The organism is Streptococcus salivarius, assembly GCF_000785515.1.
GTDB classification, from domain to species: domain Bacteria; phylum Bacillota; class Bacilli; order Lactobacillales; family Streptococcaceae; genus Streptococcus; species Streptococcus salivarius.
Map to the genome: position 1 here is coordinate 699,437 of NZ_CP009913.1, position 21,313 is coordinate 720,749.

A 21,313-nucleotide genomic window follows, 5' to 3' on the forward strand; every position below is an offset into this window, starting at 1 on the left:
GGGGTAATCTATGGCAGATGGTACAGTCACCATCAAGGCGTTGTTTGACGGAAAGGACGCTGAAAGTGGGGCTAAACGTATCAAAGGGGCGTTAGAGGGCTTGAAAGGCTCAGCCGGCAAGGTCGGTTCGGTCTTTAAATCTGTATTGGGTGCTAACCTTATCGGTGGTGCCGTTATGGGTGGTCTCAGTGCTCTTGGTGGTGGTATCAAATCCATGGTCGGTGAGCTTAACAGTGCAACAAAGGCTTGGAAAATGTTCGATGGAAACATGGAACAGATTGGGATGCCTACCGCTCAAATTCAGCAAGTAAAAGGCGAGTTGCAAGATTTTGCCACTAAAACTATCTATTCAGCGTCCGATATGGCTTCTACTTACTCACAGTTAGCAGCCGTCGGAACGAAGAACACAACCGAGCTCGTTAAAGGCTTTGGCGGTCTTGCAGCAGCAGCCTTGGATCCACAACAAGCCATGAAGACCTTGAGCCAACAAGCGACCCAAATGGCCGCTAAGCCAAAAGTTCAGTGGCAAGACTTCAAGCTCATGATGGAACAAACGCCCGCCGGTATCGCAGCAGTAGCCAAGGAAATGGGCATGAGTACCGATGAAATGGTTAGAGCTGTCCAAGACGGCAAGATTAAGACCGAGGACTTCTTTGACGCTATCACAAGAGCTGGTAACAACCCAGTATTCAGTAAGATGGCCACGGAGTTCAAGACTGTTGACCAAGCTATCGATAGTATGAAAGAGTCTATCGGTATTAAGCTGATGCCACAGTTTGAAAAACTCAATCAGATTGGTATCAAGGCAGTTGTCGGGCTAACTGATGCTATTGAAAGAATGGATTTCAACGCTATTGCCGACAAGATTGGCAGTGGTTTGTCTTCACTTTGGAAGGGTTTCTCAAATACAGGAGCCTTGAAAAATCTAGGTGCGACTTTTACTTACATTTCAAGTTCAATCAAGCAACTATTTAGCAAGATTGACGGGAACAAGCTTATGCAGGGCATTGGCTCAGTATTTGGGGACATTGCTAACGGTATTTCACAAGCCTTGAATATTGCCACGACATCAGTTAGAAGCTTCATCAGCTCGTTTGCTGATACTGGAGCGTTTCAATCGTTTAAGGCAGCAGTGCAAGATACTTGGAACGCACTTAAAACCCTCGGTTCGTCACTAGGCGAGGTTTTAGGCAGCTCAGAGATGCAATCTATCATATCTGGGATTGCATCAGCTATCGGAACGCTTGTTAACTGGATTTCTCAAGGAATTTCAGCAATATCTAGGTTCATTAGTGCAATACCACCGGGCATCTTAAACGGTATCACTAGCGGTATTTTGGCAATGGTAGCAGGTTTCATGACTGCCAAAGCTGGGATTTCAGCGGTAGGCGTTGCATTGAAAGGGTTAGACTTCATCAAGAGTCTAAACCCATTCAAGAAATTCGGAGAGGACGCTGCAGAAGGAACAGAGCAAGCTGCCAACAGTGCTAGACGTTCTAAATCGACGATTACTCAGCTATTTAGTGGAATGGCTAATGTCATTAAATCAACAGGAACTAGCATTTCAACGGCTGCAAAAGGTATCGGAACAGGACTATCAACTGCTTTTAAAGGTTTTGGACAAGGGCTTAAAGCAGCTTTGCAAGGTCTGAAAGGCGTAAGTTTTTCAACATTGGCAGGTTTAGGAACTTCGGCTGCAATCGCAGCGGTCGGAATTGGTACCGCTATTGCTATCGTAGTTGCTTCACTTGCTTTGCTCGCTACTCAATCCCAAGGCGTTTCACAAATCCTTGGCGCTTTAGGTGGTGCAATCAGCACTGTTGTAGGGGCCATTGGTGGTGCGATGGCAACGGTAATTGAAGCGTTCGGGACTGCTTTTGGAATTGTCGTCAAGGCAGTCGGTGAAGCTGCGCCAGGGCTAGCCAAACTTTCACCATTGGTTGAAGCGGTAGGAACTGCTCTAGGCAATGCAGCCCCAGTAATTACAGCGTTTGGGAATGCTTGGACGTCTATTTTAGGGACGTTGCCAGCCATCATTGACGCTTTTAGTGGACTGGCTACCGCCCTAGGCTCAGCGATTAGCCAGATAGTTACAGCAGTAACTCCGATTGCCCAAATTATCAGTAACACAATTACGGCAGTAGCTCAAATCATTGCTAACGCTATCGTGGCAATCGCTCCGGTTGTTTCAAATTGCATCGTTCAAGTTGCTCAAGTAATCGGGCAATTCGGACCACAAATTGCAATGGTCTTACAAGTGATTGTCCAAGCTATTCAAGCAACGGCCCCAGTTATTATGACCTTGATTCAAGGGATTGTGACAGTCGTTCAGACAATGGCACCGGTCATTAGTCAAGTGATTTCTGCAATCGTTACAGTCGTTCAAACACTTGCACCTATCATCAGCCAAATCATTTCAGCGATTGTAACAGCAATCACTCAAATAGTGCCTATCATAACGGCCATTGGGGGTGTGATCAGTGCTGCATTTAGTGGCATTGCATCGGTTGTGTCAGCGGCAGGAATGGCAATCGCTACGGCTGCAATGGGTATTGGTGCGGCTATTAGTACGGCTCTAAGTGGTGTGGCAAGCATTATTAGTGCTACTGGTTCAGCTATCGGAGCAGCCTTGCAAGGCATAGCCAGCGTAGTGCAGTCAGTCGGAACGTCAATCAGCACAGCGGCTCAAGGTATCGGAAACGGCATCAAGTCAGCGTTTGAAGGAATTTCAAGCGTGATTACATCAGCAGGTAGTGCAATCAGTAGTGTATTGAATAGCCTAGCTAACGTGTTCAACTCAATCGGTACCGCAGCACAAAAGGCAGGGTCTGGATTCAATCAGCTCGCTAATGGTGTGGTTAAGATTACCAACACAAACTTAGGAGACATGGCTGCATCTCTTGCAGCAGTGGCCAAAGGTGTTGGGTCTATCGGTAACAACTCAGCAGGGCTTGCTCAAGCTGGTACTGGTATGACTAAGCTTGGAGATGGTATGAGCAAGGTGTCTAGTTCAGCATCTAGTGCTGTATCTGGTCTGACATCATTCTCCAGCACGATTACAAGCATTCAATCATCATTCACTAACTTACAATCACTACTCACTACAGCAGGAACAGCGTTCAGCACGTTCTCTAGTCAAGCTAGTCAATCGCTAGCTGGTTTAACGGCTATTGTAGCCCCTATCACAGCGTTTAGAACACAAATCATGACACTAGCACCAGCTTTGATGGTGGCAGCGACTGGATTAACTCAGTTCAGTACAGTTTCAATGACGTTGACTGCTAGCATGACTTCTATCAGCTCAAGCATGACTATGTTAACTACTAGCTTAACGATGTTAGCTACTCAGTTAACTATGATCACTACGAGCATGACCATGATGGCTACTAGCTCAACTATGCTAGGTACTAGCTTAACTCTTGTAGGTACTCAATTCACTATGATTGGTACTTCACTAATGATGCTTAACAGTCAATTCATGATGTTCGCTACATCATTGATGCAACTGACATCACAGCTTATGATGGCAGGTTCAGCAGTTACCATGTTTGGTGCTCAACTCATGACCGCTCAGACTGGTTTCAGCATGGTTTCCATGATGGCGACTATGGTATCTAGTCAGCTTGCTATGCTTGCTAGCTCAGCCCAAATGGCAGGAGCAGGGCTTGCTATGGTAAGTGCTCAAGTCATGATGCTTGCTAGTGTATTTGCTACAGCCGGAGCAGCAGCAATGACATTGCAAGCAACAATGATGTCGCTAGGTATGGCAGTAAGTGCAGGCATGATGTCAGCAGTTCAAGCGGTAACGTCTGGAGCTATGCAAATGACGGCGGCTCTACGTTCTAGCGGTATGCAAATGGTTGCTAGTACGCAAGCCTTCATGAATCAAATCGTCTCAGCGGTTAGAAACGGCATGAATCAAGTGGTTGCCGCTATTCGTGCCGGTGGTGCTCAAATGGTATCAGCCATGCAAGCGAGCGGACAACAATTAGTCGCAGTTACGCAAGCAGCGGTTAACCAAGCAGCAGCCGCAGCAAGAGCCGGTTATGGTGCTTTCTTCTCAGCGGGTGCTTACATGGGTCAAGGTCTTGCCGCTGGTCTGATGTCAGCTCTTGGAGCAGTTACAGCAGCAGCAAACGCCCTAGTCGCACAAGCGGAACGAGCTGCACAAGCTAAAGCCAAAATCCACTCACCTTCACACCTTTTCCGTGACCAAGTTGGTTGGTATATCGGTCTTGGTATTGCACGAGGTATCGACGAATCAGCTCCAGAGGTAGCTAATAGTCTTGACTACATCCGTGACCAAGTCAACGGCTTCAATGTTCGAGCTAATGCAATGCTCACTGGTGCCACTTCAAACATGGCTAGTCAGCTTAAGATGGAAGTCTTGCGAGATAAAACCCCAGATGCAACTATCTCAGCACGTCAAGAAGCGTATGCTGCACACTCAGCGGGCTTACTTAATGATGTGATTGATGCTCTAGCAGATGTTAGAGAACAAATCGCACAAGGCCAAAACATGGTACTTGATACCGGTGCATTGGTCGGTGGTACAGTTAATAACTTCAACAGTGCCATTGATACGATTAAAACACTGAAAGGACGACACAGATTATGATTACTAAAATTAAAGAATATATCACGTTCGGCGATTTTAACAGTCGGGACTCTGGGTGGTACTTGCAGAAACGTGAAGCACCAACGCCAGAAGAGAAGGAAATCGTTGAGTCTATCCCCTTCATGCAAGGGGAACTCGACTTTTCTAGTATTTTGGGGGAGCGTGTGTTTAAGCCTAGAGAAATTACTTATGAATTTAAGCTACCATTCACGGAATATGAAGGGCGTAAGGCCGCAGAACGTGAGATTAAGTCTCGGATGGTAACTAAGACAGAACAGAAATTATTCGATACCCATGACAGACGCTATTACTGGATGGGCAAGATCAAGAGTATTAAGGTGGCCGATGATCCGATTAAAAAGAATTTGGTTGCTACGATTGTATTTAAGTGCTATCCGTTTGCATTTCATGAGAACGAATACTTTGACGATGTTTGGGACACCTTCGATTTTGAAAGTGATGATTCAACATGGACTAAATGGCAGTTGGGGTATAAGAACGCAGAAAAAACAATTTACTTCGTTAATTCTGGCGATACAGCTATTAGCCCAGTCGTTTATTGCGATGAAAATATCACGCTTACCGATGAAGACGGTGTAATTTACAATCTAAAGCGTGGCGAAAATAGGGAGTTTACATTGACTTTGTATCAAGGTATCAACTATTTCAAAACTAAAGGAAATGGCACGGTCGCCATGCACTTTAACAACGAGGTGATGGCATGACAGCTACTGGAACAATTGAAATATTCAACGTTAGCCACACTGGGTACTCCATAAAAGTGTCTGGCGCCAGTGTTGACGGTGGATTTAAAGGGATGTTCTTCCCGACTTGGAGCAGAAAAGAATATTATTCAGAAGAGTGGAAAACGGTCACAGATAGAGATGATATATTTTGGTATCGTGGCGTAGAGTGGGGCGGTAATTGGTACTGTACTATTAATGTTTCTGACCACAATTACGATGCAGGCGAGTATTTCACTCACATTTATTTCTACCGTGGTGATGGCGACTTGGTTGGTCTTGCCGCCAGAACAATTGTCGTACCAGACCCTCCAAAGAAAACTCGGAAAAAGGGTGGCTATGCAGTTTATTGGTGGCCTAGCATTCATGATAGACGTGGGGATAAGCTCCTTCGCACTACTGCGGGACGGAAGACGATCCACAACCCTTATAGTGCAAAAGGTGGAAAAATCATCGCTGGTGAGATTACTCAAGCATTAAATACCATTCATGAATTTACGTTTGCAATTCCATTCACACACCCAATGTACAATAAAATGGTGCCGTTTAAGTCCATTGTTGAAGTGGTTAACCTATATGATGATACTATTGAATTTGTCGGACGAGTGTTGACAACTACTAACGAAATGACCACGGATGGGTTCGCTCAGAAGGTAACGTGTGAAGATTTCCTCTCGTTCCTTCACGATTCATCACAATGGTTCCAGAAATTGCCAAACCGTGGCGCTGCTCAGTATTTGCAAGAGATGGTGAAAGTCGCAAACAGTCAAGTTGAAGACTATAAGCGCTACATTTTAAATAGCGTGACTGTTAATAGTAGAACAGATAAGCCTTATCGGTACATCGGCTATGAATCTAGTTGGGATTGTGTCCGAGAGCGTATCATTAACAATATCGGCGGGTATTTAAGAGTTAGCGAGCGGAACGCCACGCTGCATTTAGATTGGACGAAAGACATTGGTGAGGTCAAGAAGTCACCGATTCAAATTGGTAAAAACATCAAGTCTGCTAGTCGTTTACTTGATTTTGACGGACTTGCTACTCAAATTATGCCAGTCGGTGCAGATATTCAAAAAGACCACCCAGACGAAGACCAAAGCCCCGATGTTACAAGGGAACAGATTACCATTTGGAATGTCAATAACCATAGTTTGTATCTTGAAGATAAGGAACTTGTCAAGGAGTTTGGCATCATCCGTAAACCCGTAATCTGGACGGAAATTGACAACCCTAGTGTCCTATTGGCTCGTGGTAAGCAGTATTTGAGAAACCAAAAAATCGCCCTCGCAAAATGGACGATTTCAGCAGTTGAGCGCTATTTGGTTGATGACCGATACGATAAGTTTGAGATTGGGAACAAGCACCCAATTATCAATGCGCCTCTTTCCGGCATTGAAACTTTGCAAATTTTGGAGAAAAAAATTGATATACTGACCCCACAATCAGTCGAATTGACTATTGGTTCACAATCTCAATCACTTGCAGCCTATCAATTGCAATTACAAGAGGCCGAAAACTCTATCGAGCGTGTCAAACAGAACACTTCAACTACTGATAAGGCTAAACGTTTGAAGGCTCTACAAAGTCAGCTTACATCGCTTAAGAACAGACCTGCCACAGAGCCGATAGCACCTACGGCGCCAAACCCACCTAAACCAGACGCTACGCAAGGTGAATTGACTGCGTATGATAAAGCGTTCGCTGATTATCTCGCAGCTAAAGCTAATTACGACAATCAGTTAACTTCATTCAACATGGATGAACAAGAACGTACTAGGACGATTAAGGATGTAGAAGCCGAAATCACACGATTGCAAAATGAATTAAAAGAAGGAGGTAACTAATGCCACAGAATGAAGCAGAAGGGCGCTTAAATCTATACGATGACGTGACGCCTTTGGAAAACACCAAGAACATCAACATTTTGGCAAGAGCTATCCGAAAGAAAACTAGGGGGGCAGATGTTCGAGAGGCCATCGCAAAGGCCATTGAAACGACATACGCTGACGGCACTGCCAACGGTAACGCCAACATGGAAGTTGCCAAAGCTCGTGGAGAATACGAAACTCTAAACCAACGTCTCCAAGATATCCAAACAACCGCCCAATCAAGTCAACAACTAGGGGAACGGAACAATGATGCCAAGGTTGACAAGAACGGTACCGGCCAAATAACGTGGTCAAACCTTGCGCAAGATGCAAGAGAGCAAATTTCAGGCGGCAAGGTGGCAGTGGTTGGGAACAATGCCGTTGCAACATCTAACATCGTTGATGGAGCAGTAACAGACACCAAACTTGATGAACGCATGGGGTTTGGGTTGATGATTGCTGGTCGCCTATTAATTGACGTCACTAATTCTCAAGTAGAGTTAAGCGGTGGCAGCTGGTTTCAGGTCGGGAAGCGTAAAGCCAACGCCAGAGGTACCTTAACAGCTCCGCTGCCAAAAACGGGTTTGTCGCAGTACGTTATTTACAACGACGAGACGAACTCGTTATATGTCAAAACATTAAACGACATTCAAAACATTGGTAATCGTGAAACCATCTTAGCAATCCTATTTAATGGAGCATTGGTTCACCCACAATCCTCTCCATTTGTTAAGACGGTGGGGCTCAAAGTCGGTGAACGCTTAGACTACGTGAATGCCGACTGGGGGACAGTTATCCAAGGGGAAATCACATATGACGCCAAAACAAATACTGTCAGAGGTCAAAGAAAAGGCGACATCATTGTCTCTTTTCAAAATTATTACATTAACGGCATTGAAGATTTTGAAATTACCTTACCGAACTACTCTGGGAAATTGTTACTCTTTGATAGAGAAAACAAAAAGTTTCAAGTAGCGGACATGGATAGTTACGACAGTCACAAGAAGAAAGATATTTCTAAAGCAGCTTCACTAATCAAAGTGGCCGAAATATACCAAAATGAAATTAGGCATATTTCTAGCAATAGCAATATTTTTCTTGTCAACCAAGAAACTCAACGCAAACAAGACATCACACTTGAACGGTTGAAAGTTGACTTACAAACCAAGCGGACAGTTATCGTAACGCTAGGTGACTCAACGACGGATGGGTACAGAACATCTGGTTATTCAGGAAATGTTCTTGAAAGTTTGACACCAAAACCAAACACTTATACCGAGATTTTAAACGGTATTATTAACGGTCAAAAAGGGTATGACTATAACCACAAATTCTATAATCGGGGCTTCTCTGGAAAAACAATTGCTTGGTTAAAAGATAACTTGGATGCTGTCTTAGCTCCAATCACCGAAAAAATCGACTATGCTATTATCTCAATGGGAATTAATGACAGTGTTTACCAGAAGGACAACATTCAACCTTTCGAAGAGAACCACATCGACATTGTTAAACGTTTGAAATCAAAAGGAATTAAACCAATTCTAATGTCGACACAAGCCCAATTTGAAAACTACAAGCGTTTTGGCTCAAAGATTAACAGTATCGCTGATACTCTCAAGAGAGATTTGGCGAAAGAACTAGGTATTCCATTCATTGACTACAACGCTGGAACTAGAAACATTCTGAATAACTCAGAGTATAGTGTTAAGGCTCTTATTCCTGATATGTGTCATTTTGGTGATTTAGGTCATCAAAAATCGGCAGAATTTCTAGCTAGTCAGTTGATTCATCGTGTCGAGGAAGTCGTTGTCGGTGATAAGATCGGCTACCAGAATAATCGTGTTGTCTCAGACTTGAACTATTCGGATTATTTATCTGATGTTGAAAAAGAGGTTAAATTCTTACCTTCAAAGGTAGATGGGTTTGACTTAGAGGGTCACTTTAATGGGGCTCAAAAGACCATGTTTGAAGTTTTGGTTTATGTCAATAAACCAGTTGTAGTTAAATACTTCGGGGAGAACGTGTCTGTAAGTAGCAACGGTGCTAACTTGGATGATGGCGCACGGTTGGATGTTGGTCTCTACAAGATTTCAGTTAAAAACACGCCAAATCAACCATCATCCTTCCGTGGTTTGAAATTTGAGTAGAAGGGGGAATATTGAACAAGCCAGATGGAATTTGGGGGATTTTGGATGTTGTACGGAACTTCTACGAGCATGGGATAGATGACCATTTATGGGTGTTCCTACTAATGATTATCATTGCTAGTGATATCGTGGTGGGAGTATCCAGGGCGTGGGCTTATCATGAGTTTTCAAGCTCTAAATTCAGAAAAGGGCTTGTCAGTCATACTGCTATGATTATCTTTGTAGCCATCTTCTATCCGTTCGCTAATTTCATGAATTTAGGCGGGATGTTAGATGCCTTTATCATGGCTATGATTGCAGCTTATGGATCTAGTATTCTAGCTAGCTTATCTGCTCTAGGAGTAGAAATTCCGTACTTTGATAAGTACATTAAACGAAACATTGACAAAGACAAATTTAATTTAACTTCAATCGAAGAAGAAAGAAAGGACAATGAAAATGATTAATTTTAAATTACGCTTGCAAAACAAAACAACTCTAGTAGCACTTATTTCAGCGGTGTTCTTGATGTTGCAACAATTTGGACTTACTATCCCTAGTAATATCCAAGAGGGTGTAAATACTTTCGTTGTGATCTTGGTTATCCTTGGAATCGTAACTGACCCAACTACAAAGGGTGTGGCAGACAGTGAACGTGCATTGAACTACCATCAACCTCGTGAGGACTAGTTATGGCTAAGCTCATGACCTCTATCAACCAAATCGAAGGCGGTGATATCCTAAAATCAGGGGACACCACTTCCGTCTTTGGTTTTGAAATTTTGGGTTACGATGGTAAACGCATGGAGCTGTCCGGCACTGGTAAGCTAACGCTTTCCAACGATGAAGTGGTGGCACTTTATCAAGATGTTACCGTTGAAAACGGTCGTTTCTCATTCTCAATGGGCAGTGTAGTAGCTACTGGCACTTACTACCTTGAAATTAAACTGGATGGGCATATCTTCCCATCAAACAATTTCAAGGTTAAAGTTAAGAGCTCACTAAATATTGACGGTGCTATCCCATCAAAAAAAGACCCTAAACTAAAACTACTAGCGGATGAATTACGAGATTCTGGGTACATTGCCGGTGGCGGTGATACCACGGAAGACCTCGTAAACATCTATAATCTGGCTAAAATTTGAAAGGATAAATAAATGAGTAAATTACATGATTTTGCCCAAGCTGTGGGTGCCGATATCAAAGAAATCAAAACAACCTTAGCAGGCAAGGCTGATAAGGGTTCGGAAGGTGTGACTGAAGAACGCTTGACACAAGCAATCACGCAAGCTAAAACTGACCTTATTGGTGGGGCTCCTGAAGAGCTTGATACGCTTAAAGAGCTTGCTGATAAGATTGCCGCTGCTGGTGGTAATGTTGATTCTGGTATTATTACTAAACTTACAGAATTTGGTAATCGTATCACAGATATTGAAACTGAAGATTTGGCAGCAGTATATACAACAGCTAAAAACACCCTCTAATGAGGTGGGCTTATGAGTAATTTAAAAGATGTAATAGAATATATTGGTCATGATATTGGTGAAATTAAAGATAAACAATCTTCATCGTTGTCTATCAGCCAAGCGTATGGGTTATTTCCGAGTTATAAGAACTTTTTTCAACATGTTGTAGAGCAAAACCAATGGGCGGAAGACCCATTGGTTACGAAATCCCAATTACCAACAAGCGAAATTGAAGAGTTGAAGAAGAAGGTCGAAGAGTTGGAAAGAACTATCTCGGAGATTAAACAATCTATTCAAAAATAATTATGAGAAAGGATATCTATGACATCAAAAACACAGTTATTAAACACGCTTGAGAGCCTAGTCAATCAACGTGTCACTGTTCCCACTAACCCTCATGGTGGTCAGTGTATCAGCTTGATTGACTACGTTTTACAGTATGCGGGTTTATTTAATCTTGATTTCAGCTACTTAAATGCGATTGATGGATTAAGTAGAGCAGAAAGTCAAGGGCTTAAAGTCACACGTTTCGACGGTGCAAACAATCCACCAGTAGGGAGTGTGTGGGTAACTAACTGCTTGCCATACCATCAATTCGGGCATATCGGTTTTGTGGTCGCAGAAAACCCAGACGGCACAGTTACTACAATCGAGCAGAATATCGACGGTAACGGTGACGCTCTTTATAATGGCGGTTGGACTCGTAAGGTAACCCGTAACCTCGATAGTGCTGGTAATTTCAGTTATATCGATTGGAGTGCACCAAGTCAACAAATGGTCGGTTGGTTTGAATTGCCGTTTGACGGCATGGCACAGGATAATTACTTTATCGACGTATCAGCTTACCAACCGGGCGACCTGACTAGTATCTGCAATGCTAGTGGTACGAATAACACGGTTATCAAAGTAACCGAGGGCGTGGGCTGGGTTAGTCCAGTAGCCGCTCAACAAACTAACACTAGTAATTGTATTGGTTACTACCACTTTGCCCGTTTTGGTGGTGATGTGGCGGCAGCACAAGCTGAAGCTAACTATTTTATCGCTAACTTGCCATCACACCCTCGTTATTTGGTTTGTGATTATGAAGACGGCGCTAGCGGTGATAAACAAGCGAATACTAATGCAGTATTGGCGTTTATGGATGTATGTAAGGCGAACGGCTTTGAGCCAATCTATTACAGTTACAAACCATATACACTAGCGAACGTGTATGTAGATCAGATTACTGCACGTTATCCTAATAGTCTATGGATTGCAGCCTACCCAGACTATGAGGTACGCCCAGAGCCTTATTGGGGCGTGTATCCAAACATGGGACACACACGCTGGTGGCAGTTTACAAGCACTGGTCTAGCTGGCGGGTTGGATAAAAATGTTGTTATCATCAATGACGGTGACAGTTTAGTAAATCAGAAAGAGGAAGAAGAAAATATGGATTATGTAGTACGTAGCGAAAGCGGTTCTCAAGGTTATGTTGGTGTGGTTAATGGTCGTGTATTCGGTATCGGCTCAATGGGTACAGTAGATGCCCTACGTTCGGCGGGAGCTAAACACTTGACCTTGCCAGACGCTGATTTTGACCGTTTCTTGAATAGCCAATCAAACGACACGGCAGCAGTATCTAAAGCAATCAGTGAAGCTAGCGCATCAGTGGTTAAAGCGATTGAAGAACGTGCACAAGCAACACAAGGTCAAACTGGTGTATAATTAAATAAAAGAACCACGAAAACTAAAAAACGAAAAGGAGTATATCACCTCCCGACAGACCACAGTTCGGACATCATGGTGGTAGTGGTCGAAGCCTCAGCGTTATGCTGGGGCTTTTTTTTTGTGTTATAATGTATCTATGAACGACAATCCCCCTGCATCCACTATGGACAGATACGCTCTGAGCAGGGGTTTTTATTTTTTTTGTGGTATAATAGTATTGGTTTTGAGAATAGCCTTCATAGGTAGACGCCGCCCTTTTATGGGCGGTTTTTTATTTTGCAAAAAAACTAAATATCTTTACCAAAAGTGTTGACAACATATAGTATATGTACTATAATATAAATGAAGATAAGGAAAGGGAGAACAAAAGAAGTTCTCAAGGTAAAATAAAATGGCATTAACTCAAGAACAAATCAACCAACTTGTAAAAGAGTACAAAATGGCTTATGACGGAGAAGAAGAAGTTACTGAGTAAAAAGTCCTCAACGACTTACAAGAGTACATGAAAGACTTCACAGATTACGAAGATTTCGACGAAGTTCCTTTTGAAGAATTGATTGACTTTATAGGCTGACTCAAAGAGAGGTGGCGTAATGGACGCACAACAAAAGGCCACTAAGAAGTGGAACAAAAACAATAGAGAGTATCGCAACTACTTATCAAAGCGGTCATCAGCTCGCAGCTTCATCCGTAACCACGCTTCGGTTACGGACTTGAATGAGCTAGAGGAATTAATCGCAGAAAGACGATGTAATCTGGGAACGATAAAAAGCTAGGGTTATCCTAGCCTTTTTTGTGTATTTGAAAAAGGGGCAAATAAGGGGCAATAAGTGTAAACTTTAGTAACTTTATGTGCATTTTATCATCTATACCGTACACGCATATATCCTTATTTAATAGGTTTTCTTCCTATTATATACGCATTTAAAATCGCACTAACAGAATACCGTGGTTTGAAATCATTCTACAACTTGAAAAAATAATTCTATAGTCATATAGAATAAAAAGAGGTTCCTTAGGGAATCTCTTTTTTTGCTTGTTCTAAAGAACTTTTGACTAAGCTAGGCACCGTCTCTAAATAGGACTTCTAGACATAAAAAGCCCCCGCAATCCTATTGATTGCGGGGATTTCGTCTTAGAATAGGCCTTTAATCTTGTCTAAAGCTCCACTGACCATTTCGTTACCTGAAACAAGAGATTTAGCTTGGTCGAAGTACTCGCCCAAATCATCTTTGTTTTCATCGACAAACTTTTTAGCAGCTTCGAAATCTTTCTTTTCGATCATTTCTTTTACTTGGTTAAATAATTCCATTGGATTCATATCGGTTCTCCTTTATTAGTTTTCTTACAAATCCTATTTAATCACGCTTATAGCAAACTAGCAAGAAATATGTTTGAGAGTAACTAGTGAGAAGAGAATTACAATTTTTCAGCCAAGTGGTTTTGAAACTTGTTTAATCTAAAAAAGCAGTCCATAGAGGACTGCCTTTAGGGGTTATTGTTGTTCCGTTGAAGAACTGCTTGGCTCTGATTCACCCGAACTTGAGCTAGAGCTTGATTCGGATTCTACAGGATGTAGCTCCTTGTAAGATGGGGTCTTGAATAGATCAGCTGTTGATTTATTGCCTTTTTGCTTGTAGAGGCTAGTTGATTTATCTTTCATCTTTTTGTTAATCTGTTTCAGTTGATCCATCTGTTTCGTGTAGGAAATCGTGCTGGAATCAACAGGTTTCAAACCATTTGGTGTATAGAAACGAAGGAGGTCACCTGTTTGAACAGCGTCACTCATTGAAAGCTGAGTGGCTACTGCCTTACGAATGGCTTCGTTATCCTTTTTAGTCGTTTCATCAGGGTTGGTAATTTCTTCCCCTGTTTGAGTGTTATAGAGTCGACCAGAGTAGCTGGTGTATTGAGGAGTAACATATTGACCTGAGGTCCTAAATGCGACGGTTTGCTTATTATCAGGAGATAGGAGGTCTTGTCCCATCTGGATATAAGAGCTAGTGTCAACACCAAGAATGTGAAGGAGAGTTGGAAGGGCATCGACCTCACCGCCAAAGGTGTTAGAGATGCCACCACCAGTATATCCTGGAATATGAATCATGTAAGGAACACGTTGAAGCATGGCCTTATCATAGTTTGACCAAGTTTCAGGGTTCTTACCGAGAAGTTCAGCAAGATTGCTGCTTCGTGTATCAGAGATACCATAGTGGTCACCGTACATGACAATAATCGAGTTGTCGTAAAGACCGGTTTCCTTAAGGTAATCAAAGAAGTCTTTGATTGCTGAGTCAAGATAGTTAGCTGTTGCAAAATATCCGTTGACTGTCTCATCTTTTGTTTCAGCGAGTGGGAAACCTTGTTCCTTTTCATCGCCTGAGAGTGAAGTGTATGGGTAGTGGTTAGATACTGTAAGGTATTTAACGTAGAAAGGTTGTTGCATTTGTTCCAGATATTTGATGGAATCTGGGAACATGTACTTGTCATTTAGACCATACTGGAATGAGTTTTCATCAGTTTTTTCAGTGAAGGCTGATGAGTCAAAGAAGTAATTATACCCCCATTGTTTATAGGTGTTATTACGATTCCAGAAGGATCCAGTGTTTCCGTGGAAAACAGCTGACGTATAGCCACCTGTTTGAGCTAGGATAGATGGTGCAGCATAGGCTGTATTGGTACCACCATAGTTTACCATGTATGAGCCTGTGCTTAGTCCAAAGAGAGACGTTTCCATCAAGGTTTCAGCATCAGAAGTTTTCCCTGATTTAACTTGGTGGAAGAAGTTTGAAAAGGCTAGGGTTTCGTTTGAGTGGTAAATGGAATTGATGAATGGTGTAACCTCATAGTCTTGACCGTCTACTTTGAGCTTGTAATCAATGAGGAACTGTTGGAAGCTTTCCAGGTGAATAACGATGACGTTTCTTCCTTTAGCAATTCCATAATACTTAGGATCAGGTGCTGCATAGTGCTCTTTAACGTAAGCTTCAACCTTTTTCATATCCTCAGCTGTTGCAGATGAACGAGCCTGTGAGGCCTGATAAGTTAAGTTACCAGAATAGGCTGTGAAGAAGGGAATCCCCATAGCACGAACAATATAGTTATTTGAGAAACCACGTGTCAACAACTCGCCACGGTTAACTTCCGCTAAGAAGAGGTTAACTGAGAGAAGGAGTGTCGATAGTGCAGTGACGGCAAAACTAGCTCGTTTGTTAAATGGCTTGCTGTCCATCTTAAGCTTCTTCCTGAAACCAGCATAGATGAAGAAAGGTACATCAATCAGGTAGAAGAGATAGCTTGGCTCAAGAAGGTTCTTGGCGGAGTCTCCTAGTCCTGCTGCCGAACTAGAACTTGCTAGGATGGTATTTACAGTGATGAAGTCTGTAAACTCTCCAAAGTAAATCACATTAGCAATAAGTAAGAGGTTAAGGATGACATAGATAGCAATGGTAATACTATAAAAGAAACGTCGTTTCTTGAAGTATAGTCCTAAACCTAGAAGCATTAATCCTAGTGGAATAGGGTTAATCAGCGAAAGCATAACCTGATATCTGCTTTCCAACTCAAGATTAATGTTGACGTAATAAGCGAATATGGTTTTTAGCCAGTAAAAGAAGAGTAACAAGAGGATAAATCCAAGTCTTGATGAAACTCCTTTCCAAAAGGCTTCATTAATTTTTTTCAAAGTAATACTTCCTTTGATTCTATATTATCTTAATCATTATACCAAATAAGATAATGACTCTCAAAAATTTACTGCCATTGAGTGTGATATTCCTTGACATATAATTGATAAAATCTAGTTACGAAACAGAAATAATAGCATTTTTTTGGTATAATAGTAACATGAGTATATTGACGGTAAGTCCCTTTGCGGAGAAAAAAATCAAACAAGGAAAACAGCTTCTTTTAGCAGAAGATTTTCCAAATATAACTGAAAATAATCAGTTGGTTTACCTTTATAGCCAGTCCAAAGATTTTTTAGGAACGGGCTATTTGTCAAGTCAAAATAAGGGGATAGGATGGTTTCTGTCCCCTAATAAAGAAAAATTGACAGTGACTTATTTTCAAGGACTTTTTGAAAGGGCTAAGGCCAAACGTCAATCCTATTATGATAATGAGTTGACGACAGCTTTTCGTCTTTTCAACCAAGATGGTGACGATTTTGGTGGACTCACAATTGATTTATATGGGGATTATGCCCTCTTTTCATGGTACAATGCCTTTGTTTATTCCTTGAAGGATGTTATTGTAGAGGCTTTCCAAACGGTCTTTCCTGAGGTCTTGGGAGGCTATGAGAAAATCCGCTTCAAGGGTCTTGATTTCGAATCAGACCATCTTTTTGGGCAGGAGGCGGCTGATACCTTCACCATTTTAGAAAATGGGGTCTCTTATGAAGTTTTCCTCAATGATGGGCTAATGACGGGAATTTTCCTTGATCAGCATGAAGTGCGTGATGGTTTAGTTAATGGCCTAGCTTTGGGTAAATCAGTTTTGAATATGTTCTCCTATACGGCAGCTTTTTCAGTGGCTGCAGCTATGGGGGGAGCGGTTGAAACGACATCGGTTGATTTGGCTAAGCGTTCACGTGAATTATCGACGGCTCATTTTGAAGCTAATGGCTTTAGTATGGAAAATCATCGCTTGGTCGTGATGGATGTCTTCGATTATTTCAAATATGCAAAGAAAAAAGGCTTATCTTATGACCTTATCGTCATCGATCCGCCAAGCTTTGCTCGAAATAAGAAACGCACTTTCTCAGCAAATAAGGATTACCACAAGTTAATTGCACAAAGTCTTGATATTTTATCAGAGCATGGGACAATCATCGCAAGTACCAATGCTGCTAATATGACAGTGCAACAGTTTAAGAAACAACTACGTAAGGGCTTGGGAGATGTTTCAGCGGACTTCGTTAACCTGCAACAATTACCAGCGGATTTTACCGTCAATCCTAATGATCCAACATCAAATTATTTGAAAGTATACACAATAAAGGTAAATAAATGAAAATTGTAGTTCCGATTATGCCAACTAGTTTAGAGGAGGCACAAGCGCTTGAACTGTCTCGTTTTGAGGGGGCAGACATTATTGAATGGCGTGCAGATTTTTTAGATAAGGATAGTATCTTAACGGTTGCTCCGGCTATTTTCGAGAAATTCGCAGGCTTTGAGATTATCTTTACCATCCGTACAATGCGTGAGGGTGGTAGGCTTGAGTTAACGGATGCGGAATATGTCGCACTGATTAAGGATGTAGCTGCGATTTATTCGCCAGATTATATTGATTTTGAGTATTTCACACGTAAGGCTGTCTTTGATCAAATGCTCGAATTTTCAAACTTGGTTTTGTCTTATCATAACTTTGAGGAGACACCTGAAAACCTCATGGAACTTTTCTCTGAGATGGCAAACTTGACACCACGAGTGGTTAAGGTGGCAGTTATGCCTAAGAATGAGCAGGATGTTCTCGACCTTATGAACTTCACACGTGGCTTTAAGGCCTTTAATCCTGAGCAGGAGTTTGTGACCATGTCAATGGGGAAACTAGGTCGTTTGTCACGTTTTGCGGGCGACTTGATAGGGTCATCATGGACCTTTGCCAGTCTTGATAATGCCAGTGCTCCAGGACAAATTAGTTTAGCAGATATGCGCAGAATCAGGGAGGTTTTGGATGCAGATTGATGGACACACACGCCTAGCAGCTGTTGTCGCCAATCCAATCAAGCATTCGATTTCGCCATTCATTCATAATTCGGCCTTTGAGAAGACACAAATTAATGGTGTTTATGTGGCCTGGGAGATTCCGGAATCAGACCTAGCCGAGACAGTTGAAAATATTAGACGTTACGACATGTTCGGTATCAATTTGTCCATGCCATATAAGGAAGCAGTTATTCCTTTTTTGGATGAAATTAGTCCTGCAGCTCAACTGATTGGTGCTGTCAATACAGTTGTTAATCGTGATGGGCGTTTGATTGGTCATAATACGGACGGTTTTGGCTTTTTTGCTAGTCTAAAGAACTTTAGCTCTAAAGATGCCCATCTGATGATTTTGGGTGCTGGTGGTGCGGCTAAAGCTATTGTGACGCAGGCAGTTCTTGATGGTGCCAAAAAAGTAAGTGTCTATGTTCGCCCTCAGTCATTGGATAAGGCAAAAGAGAGCTTTAAGTCCTTACTTGAACAGACAACTTGTCACTTGGAGTTTCATGCTTTAAATGATCTTAAGTATTTTAAAGAGGAACTAGGCCAGGCTGATTTATTGGTGAATGCGACGAGTGTAGGTATGGATGGCGCATCCTTGCCTATTCCTACAGATACAAAATTTCCTAAGGGACTCTTGGTTGCTGATATCATTTATCAGCCTTTTGAAACACCTTTCTTGGCCTTGGCTAGAAAACAGGGAATAGAGGCTGTGAACGGACTTGGCATGTTGCTTCATCAAGCAGCAGGTGCCTTTAAATTGTGGACAGGCAAGGACATGCCAACAGACGCCATTTGGCAGGAATTAGAAAATATTTACAATAGCTAGGAGGGGACGACTATGAAACTAGAGGTAAATTTAACACATAACCCTTATGACATTATTATTGAAAAAGGAGCCCTTAAGACCGTCGGTCAATGGGTGAAGTCACTTTGGGAACCACAAAAGATTGCCCTTATTACGGACAATCATGTGGGAGCTCTATATGCAGAAAAAGTTAAGCTTAGCCTGGAGCACGAAGGTTTTGAGGTTGTCGTTTTTGATTTTCTAGAAGGTGAAGCGAGTAAAAATCTTAAGACTGTTAACAAGGCTTATGAGTTTTTGATTAAGAAAGGCATGACTCGTAGTGATGGCATTCTTGCTCTTGGTGGTGGCGTTGTTGGAGATTTAGCAGGCTTTGTCGCTTCAACTTATATGCGTGGCATTCACTTCGTTCAGGTTCCAACTAGTCTCACTGCCCAAGTGGATTCGTCTATTGGTGGTAAGACCGGTGTGAACACACCATTTGCTAAAAATATCGTGGGAACTTTCGCTCAGCCTGATGGGGTTTTGATTGACCCTAATGTCCTTGAGTCACTTGGTAAACGTGAATTGATCGAAGGTATGGGTGAGGTTGTCAAATACGGTTTGATTGACGATCCTGAACTTTGGCAGCTTCTTGAAAGCATTGATGGTTCGGTTCACAGTATCCTAGAAAACTCAGAAACCATTATTTACCGTTCATGTAACGTTAAGCGTAAAATTGTCGTTGAAGATGAGTTTGAAGGTGGGGTTCGTATGTACCTCAACTTTGGTCATACGATTGGGCATGCCGTTGAACAAACAGCTGGTTACGGAAAAGTCATGCACGGTGAAGCGGTAGCTATCGGAATGGTTCAGATTTCACGAGTTGCTGAGGAAAAAGGTCTGATGCCTAAGGGGATCACACGTCAAATCGCTGAGATGTGTGTCAAATTTGGCTTGCCAGTAGACTATGAGCCATGGCGTGTTGAGGAGCTCTATACAGCCCTCACACATGATAAAAAAGCTCGTGGCAATAGCATTAAGACAGTTATCGTTCCAGAGATTGGTAAGGCAGCTATCAATCAGATTCCTTTAGTTGAAATGAAAGAGTACTTGGAGAAATAAATGAGATATTTAACAGCAGGTGAGTCTCATGGCCCACGTTTAACAGCAATTATCGAAGGTGTTCCAGCTGGTCTTCCCTTGACGGCTGAAGATATCAATGCTGATTTGAAACGCCGCCAAGGTGGTTATGGTCGTGGTGGCCGTATGAAAATTGAGTCTGATAAAGTTGAAATCACTTCTGGTGTTCGTCATGGGAAAACAACAGGGGCTCCAATCACCCTTCATGTTATCAATAAGGACCATCAAAAATGGTTGGACATCATGGCTGTGGAAGACATTGAAGACCGTTTGAAAACCAAACGTAAAATCACTCACCCACGTCCAGGACATGCTGACTTGGTTGGTGGAATGAAATACCGTTTCGATGATTTGCGTAATTCCTTGGAGCGTTCTAGTGCGCGTGAAACAACTATGCGTGTGGCAGTAGGTGCTGTCGCTAAACGTATCTTGGCTGAGCTCGATATTGAAATTGCTAACCATGTTGTTGTCTTTGGTGGTAAGGAAATTGATGTGCCTGAGAATTTGACAGTAGCTCAAATCAAGGAATTGGCTCAACAATCAGAGATTTCAGTCGTTAACCAAGAACGTGAACAAGAGATTAAAGACTACATTGATCAGATCAAAAAAGAGGGAGACACAATCGGTGGTGTCGTTGAAACTGTCGTTGGTGGTGTTCCTGTTGGTCTTGGTTCTTATGTGCAATGGGATACAAAACTTGATGCTAAGATTGCTCAAGCAGTTGTATCCATCAATGCCTTCAAGGGTGTGGAATTTGGTCTTGGTTTCAAAGATGGCTACCTCAAGGGCTCCCAAGTGATGGACGAGATTCTCTGGAATGAAGAGGATGGTTATACACGTCGCACTAACAATCTTGGTGGTTTCGAAGGTGGTATGACCAATGGACAACCGATTGTGGTGCGTGGGGTTATGAAACCCATTCCAACCCTTTACAAGCCTTTGATGTCAGTAGATATCGAAACACACGAACCTTACAAGGCAACAGTTGAGCGTTCAGATCCAACGGCCTTGCCGGCAGCGGGTGTTGTTATGGAATCCGTAGTTGCTACAGTCCTAGCTAATGAAATCTTGGACAAATTCTCTTCCGATAACATGGAAGAATTGAAAGAAGTGGTAGCACGTCATCGTGACTATGTGAAAAACTTTTAAGCAGCAT

Annotated in this window: 18 protein-coding genes; 16 read left to right on the forward strand and 2 right to left on the reverse strand. The window is 42.3% G+C overall.

Annotated elements, in window-relative coordinates; translation table 11 throughout:
- Positions 1-10: 10 nt before the first annotated feature.
- The 11 genes from SSAL8618_RS03510 (at position 11) to SSAL8618_RS10795 (ending at position 13,307) form a co-directional block, all read left to right on the forward strand.
- Positions 11-4,618 carry a tape measure protein gene (locus SSAL8618_RS03510; RefSeq protein WP_038675646.1) on the forward strand — a complete coding sequence of 1,536 codons (4,608 nt, stop codon included), beginning with the start codon at positions 11-13 and terminating at the stop codon, positions 4,616-4,618.
- Entirely contained in the window at positions 4,615-5,343 is a 729-nt protein-coding gene (locus tag SSAL8618_RS03515) for a hypothetical protein (protein WP_038675647.1), read from the forward strand. The genes SSAL8618_RS03510 and SSAL8618_RS03515 overlap by 4 nt, the downstream gene beginning before the upstream one ends.
- A complete protein-coding gene (locus SSAL8618_RS03520; protein WP_080730928.1) occupies positions 5,340-7,205 on the forward strand; it encodes a phage tail protein in 1,866 nt (621 codons plus the stop codon). The genes SSAL8618_RS03515 and SSAL8618_RS03520 overlap by 4 nt, the downstream gene beginning before the upstream one ends.
- Positions 7,205-9,376, forward strand: coding sequence for an SGNH/GDSL hydrolase family protein (locus SSAL8618_RS10605; RefSeq protein ID WP_081094129.1), 2,172 nt, complete (start codon positions 7,205-7,207; stop codon positions 9,374-9,376). Before SSAL8618_RS03520 ends, SSAL8618_RS10605 begins: the two co-directional genes overlap by 1 nt.
- 11 nt (positions 9,377-9,387) lie before the next feature.
- Positions 9,388-9,822 (forward strand): phage holin family protein, encoded by a 435-nt coding sequence (locus SSAL8618_RS03530; protein WP_038675648.1) that lies wholly within the window; start codon positions 9,388-9,390, stop codon positions 9,820-9,822.
- Positions 9,815-10,045, forward strand: a complete 231-nt coding sequence (locus tag SSAL8618_RS03535) for a phage holin (protein WP_038676984.1) — start codon at positions 9,815-9,817, stop codon at positions 10,043-10,045. The genes SSAL8618_RS03530 and SSAL8618_RS03535 overlap by 8 nt, the downstream gene beginning before the upstream one ends.
- A 2-nt stretch (positions 10,046-10,047) precedes the next feature.
- Positions 10,048-10,500, forward strand: a complete 453-nt coding sequence (locus SSAL8618_RS03540) for a hypothetical protein (RefSeq protein WP_038675649.1) — start codon at positions 10,048-10,050, stop codon at positions 10,498-10,500.
- Between the two features lie 12 nt (positions 10,501-10,512).
- Positions 10,513-10,839, forward strand: coding sequence for a hypothetical protein (locus SSAL8618_RS03545; RefSeq protein WP_038675650.1), 327 nt, complete (start codon positions 10,513-10,515; stop codon positions 10,837-10,839).
- A gap of 12 nt (positions 10,840-10,851) precedes the next feature.
- Positions 10,852-11,124 (forward strand): coiled-coil domain-containing protein, encoded by a 273-nt coding sequence (locus SSAL8618_RS03550; RefSeq protein WP_038675651.1) that lies wholly within the window; start codon positions 10,852-10,854, stop codon positions 11,122-11,124.
- A gap of 18 nt (positions 11,125-11,142) precedes the next feature.
- Positions 11,143-12,528, forward strand: a complete 1,386-nt coding sequence (locus tag SSAL8618_RS10325) for a GH25 family lysozyme (RefSeq protein WP_072903608.1) — start codon at positions 11,143-11,145, stop codon at positions 12,526-12,528.
- Between the two features lie 596 nt (positions 12,529-13,124).
- Positions 13,125-13,307, forward strand: coding sequence for a hypothetical protein (locus SSAL8618_RS10795; protein WP_038675652.1), 183 nt, complete (start codon positions 13,125-13,127; stop codon positions 13,305-13,307).
- Between the two features lie 359 nt (positions 13,308-13,666).
- Here SSAL8618_RS10795 and SSAL8618_RS03570 read toward each other — a convergent pair whose 3' ends face one another.
- The gene (locus SSAL8618_RS03570; RefSeq protein ID WP_002886071.1) at positions 13,667-13,852 is read right to left on the reverse strand and encodes a hypothetical protein; all 186 of its coding nucleotides are present in this window, start codon (positions 13,850-13,852) and stop codon (positions 13,667-13,669) included.
- Between the two features lie 174 nt (positions 13,853-14,026).
- Positions 14,027-16,213 carry an LTA synthase family protein gene (locus tag SSAL8618_RS03575; RefSeq protein WP_004182926.1) on the reverse strand — a complete coding sequence of 729 codons (2,187 nt, stop codon included), beginning with the start codon at positions 16,211-16,213 and terminating at the stop codon, positions 14,027-14,029.
- 161 nt (positions 16,214-16,374) lie between these two features.
- Here SSAL8618_RS03575 and SSAL8618_RS03580 point away from each other — a divergent pair, with 161 nt between their 5' ends.
- From SSAL8618_RS03580 to aroC, 5 genes are read left to right on the forward strand one after another with little or no spacing between them, the layout of a single operon-like run.
- Positions 16,375-17,538, forward strand: a complete 1,164-nt coding sequence (locus SSAL8618_RS03580) for a class I SAM-dependent rRNA methyltransferase (protein ID WP_004182922.1) — start codon at positions 16,375-16,377, stop codon at positions 17,536-17,538.
- Positions 17,535-18,212, forward strand: a complete 678-nt coding sequence (aroD, locus tag SSAL8618_RS03585; protein WP_038675653.1) for a type I 3-dehydroquinate dehydratase — start codon at positions 17,535-17,537, stop codon at positions 18,210-18,212. The genes SSAL8618_RS03580 and aroD overlap by 4 nt, the downstream gene beginning before the upstream one ends.
- Complete coding sequence (locus SSAL8618_RS03590) at positions 18,202-19,059, forward strand: shikimate dehydrogenase (protein ID WP_038675654.1); 858 nt, start codon at positions 18,202-18,204, stop codon at positions 19,057-19,059. Before aroD ends, SSAL8618_RS03590 begins: the two co-directional genes overlap by 11 nt.
- A 12-nt stretch (positions 19,060-19,071) precedes the next feature.
- Positions 19,072-20,139 carry a 3-dehydroquinate synthase gene (gene aroB, locus SSAL8618_RS03595; protein WP_038675655.1) on the forward strand — a complete coding sequence of 356 codons (1,068 nt, stop codon included), beginning with the start codon at positions 19,072-19,074 and terminating at the stop codon, positions 20,137-20,139.
- Positions 20,140-21,306 (forward strand): chorismate synthase, encoded by a 1,167-nt coding sequence (gene aroC, locus SSAL8618_RS03600; RefSeq protein WP_038675656.1) that lies wholly within the window; start codon positions 20,140-20,142, stop codon positions 21,304-21,306. It abuts the gene before it with no gap.
- Positions 21,307-21,313: the final 7 nt, after the last annotated feature.

Coding starts and splice junctions, on each gene's coding strand:
- aroD (WP_038675653.1), top strand. CDS start 17,535: ATGAAAATTGTAGTTCCGATTATGCCAACTAGTTTAGAGGAGGCACAA.
- aroC (WP_038675656.1), top strand. CDS start 20,140: ATGAGATATTTAACAGCAGGTGAGTCTCATGGCCCACGTTTAACAGCA.
- SSAL8618_RS10605 (WP_081094129.1), top strand. CDS start 7,205: ATGCCACAGAATGAAGCAGAAGGGCGCTTAAATCTATACGATGACGTG.
- SSAL8618_RS03550 (WP_038675651.1), top strand. CDS start 10,852: ATGAGTAATTTAAAAGATGTAATAGAATATATTGGTCATGATATTGGT.
- SSAL8618_RS03515 (WP_038675647.1), top strand. CDS start 4,615: ATGATTACTAAAATTAAAGAATATATCACGTTCGGCGATTTTAACAGT.
- SSAL8618_RS03520 (WP_080730928.1), top strand. CDS start 5,340: ATGACAGCTACTGGAACAATTGAAATATTCAACGTTAGCCACACTGGG.
- SSAL8618_RS03580 (WP_004182922.1), top strand. CDS start 16,375: ATGAGTATATTGACGGTAAGTCCCTTTGCGGAGAAAAAAATCAAACAA.
- SSAL8618_RS03570 (WP_002886071.1), bottom strand. CDS start 13,852: ATGAATCCAATGGAATTATTTAACCAAGTAAAAGAAATGATCGAAAAG.
- SSAL8618_RS03590 (WP_038675654.1), top strand. CDS start 18,202: ATGCAGATTGATGGACACACACGCCTAGCAGCTGTTGTCGCCAATCCA.
- SSAL8618_RS03535 (WP_038676984.1), top strand. CDS start 9,815: ATGATTAATTTTAAATTACGCTTGCAAAACAAAACAACTCTAGTAGCA.
- SSAL8618_RS03510 (WP_038675646.1), top strand. CDS start 11: ATGGCAGATGGTACAGTCACCATCAAGGCGTTGTTTGACGGAAAGGAC.
- SSAL8618_RS10325 (WP_072903608.1), top strand. CDS start 11,143: ATGACATCAAAAACACAGTTATTAAACACGCTTGAGAGCCTAGTCAAT.
- SSAL8618_RS03540 (WP_038675649.1), top strand. CDS start 10,048: ATGGCTAAGCTCATGACCTCTATCAACCAAATCGAAGGCGGTGATATC.
- SSAL8618_RS10795 (WP_038675652.1), top strand. CDS start 13,125: ATGGACGCACAACAAAAGGCCACTAAGAAGTGGAACAAAAACAATAGA.
- aroB (WP_038675655.1), top strand. CDS start 19,072: ATGAAACTAGAGGTAAATTTAACACATAACCCTTATGACATTATTATT.
- SSAL8618_RS03545 (WP_038675650.1), top strand. CDS start 10,513: ATGAGTAAATTACATGATTTTGCCCAAGCTGTGGGTGCCGATATCAAA.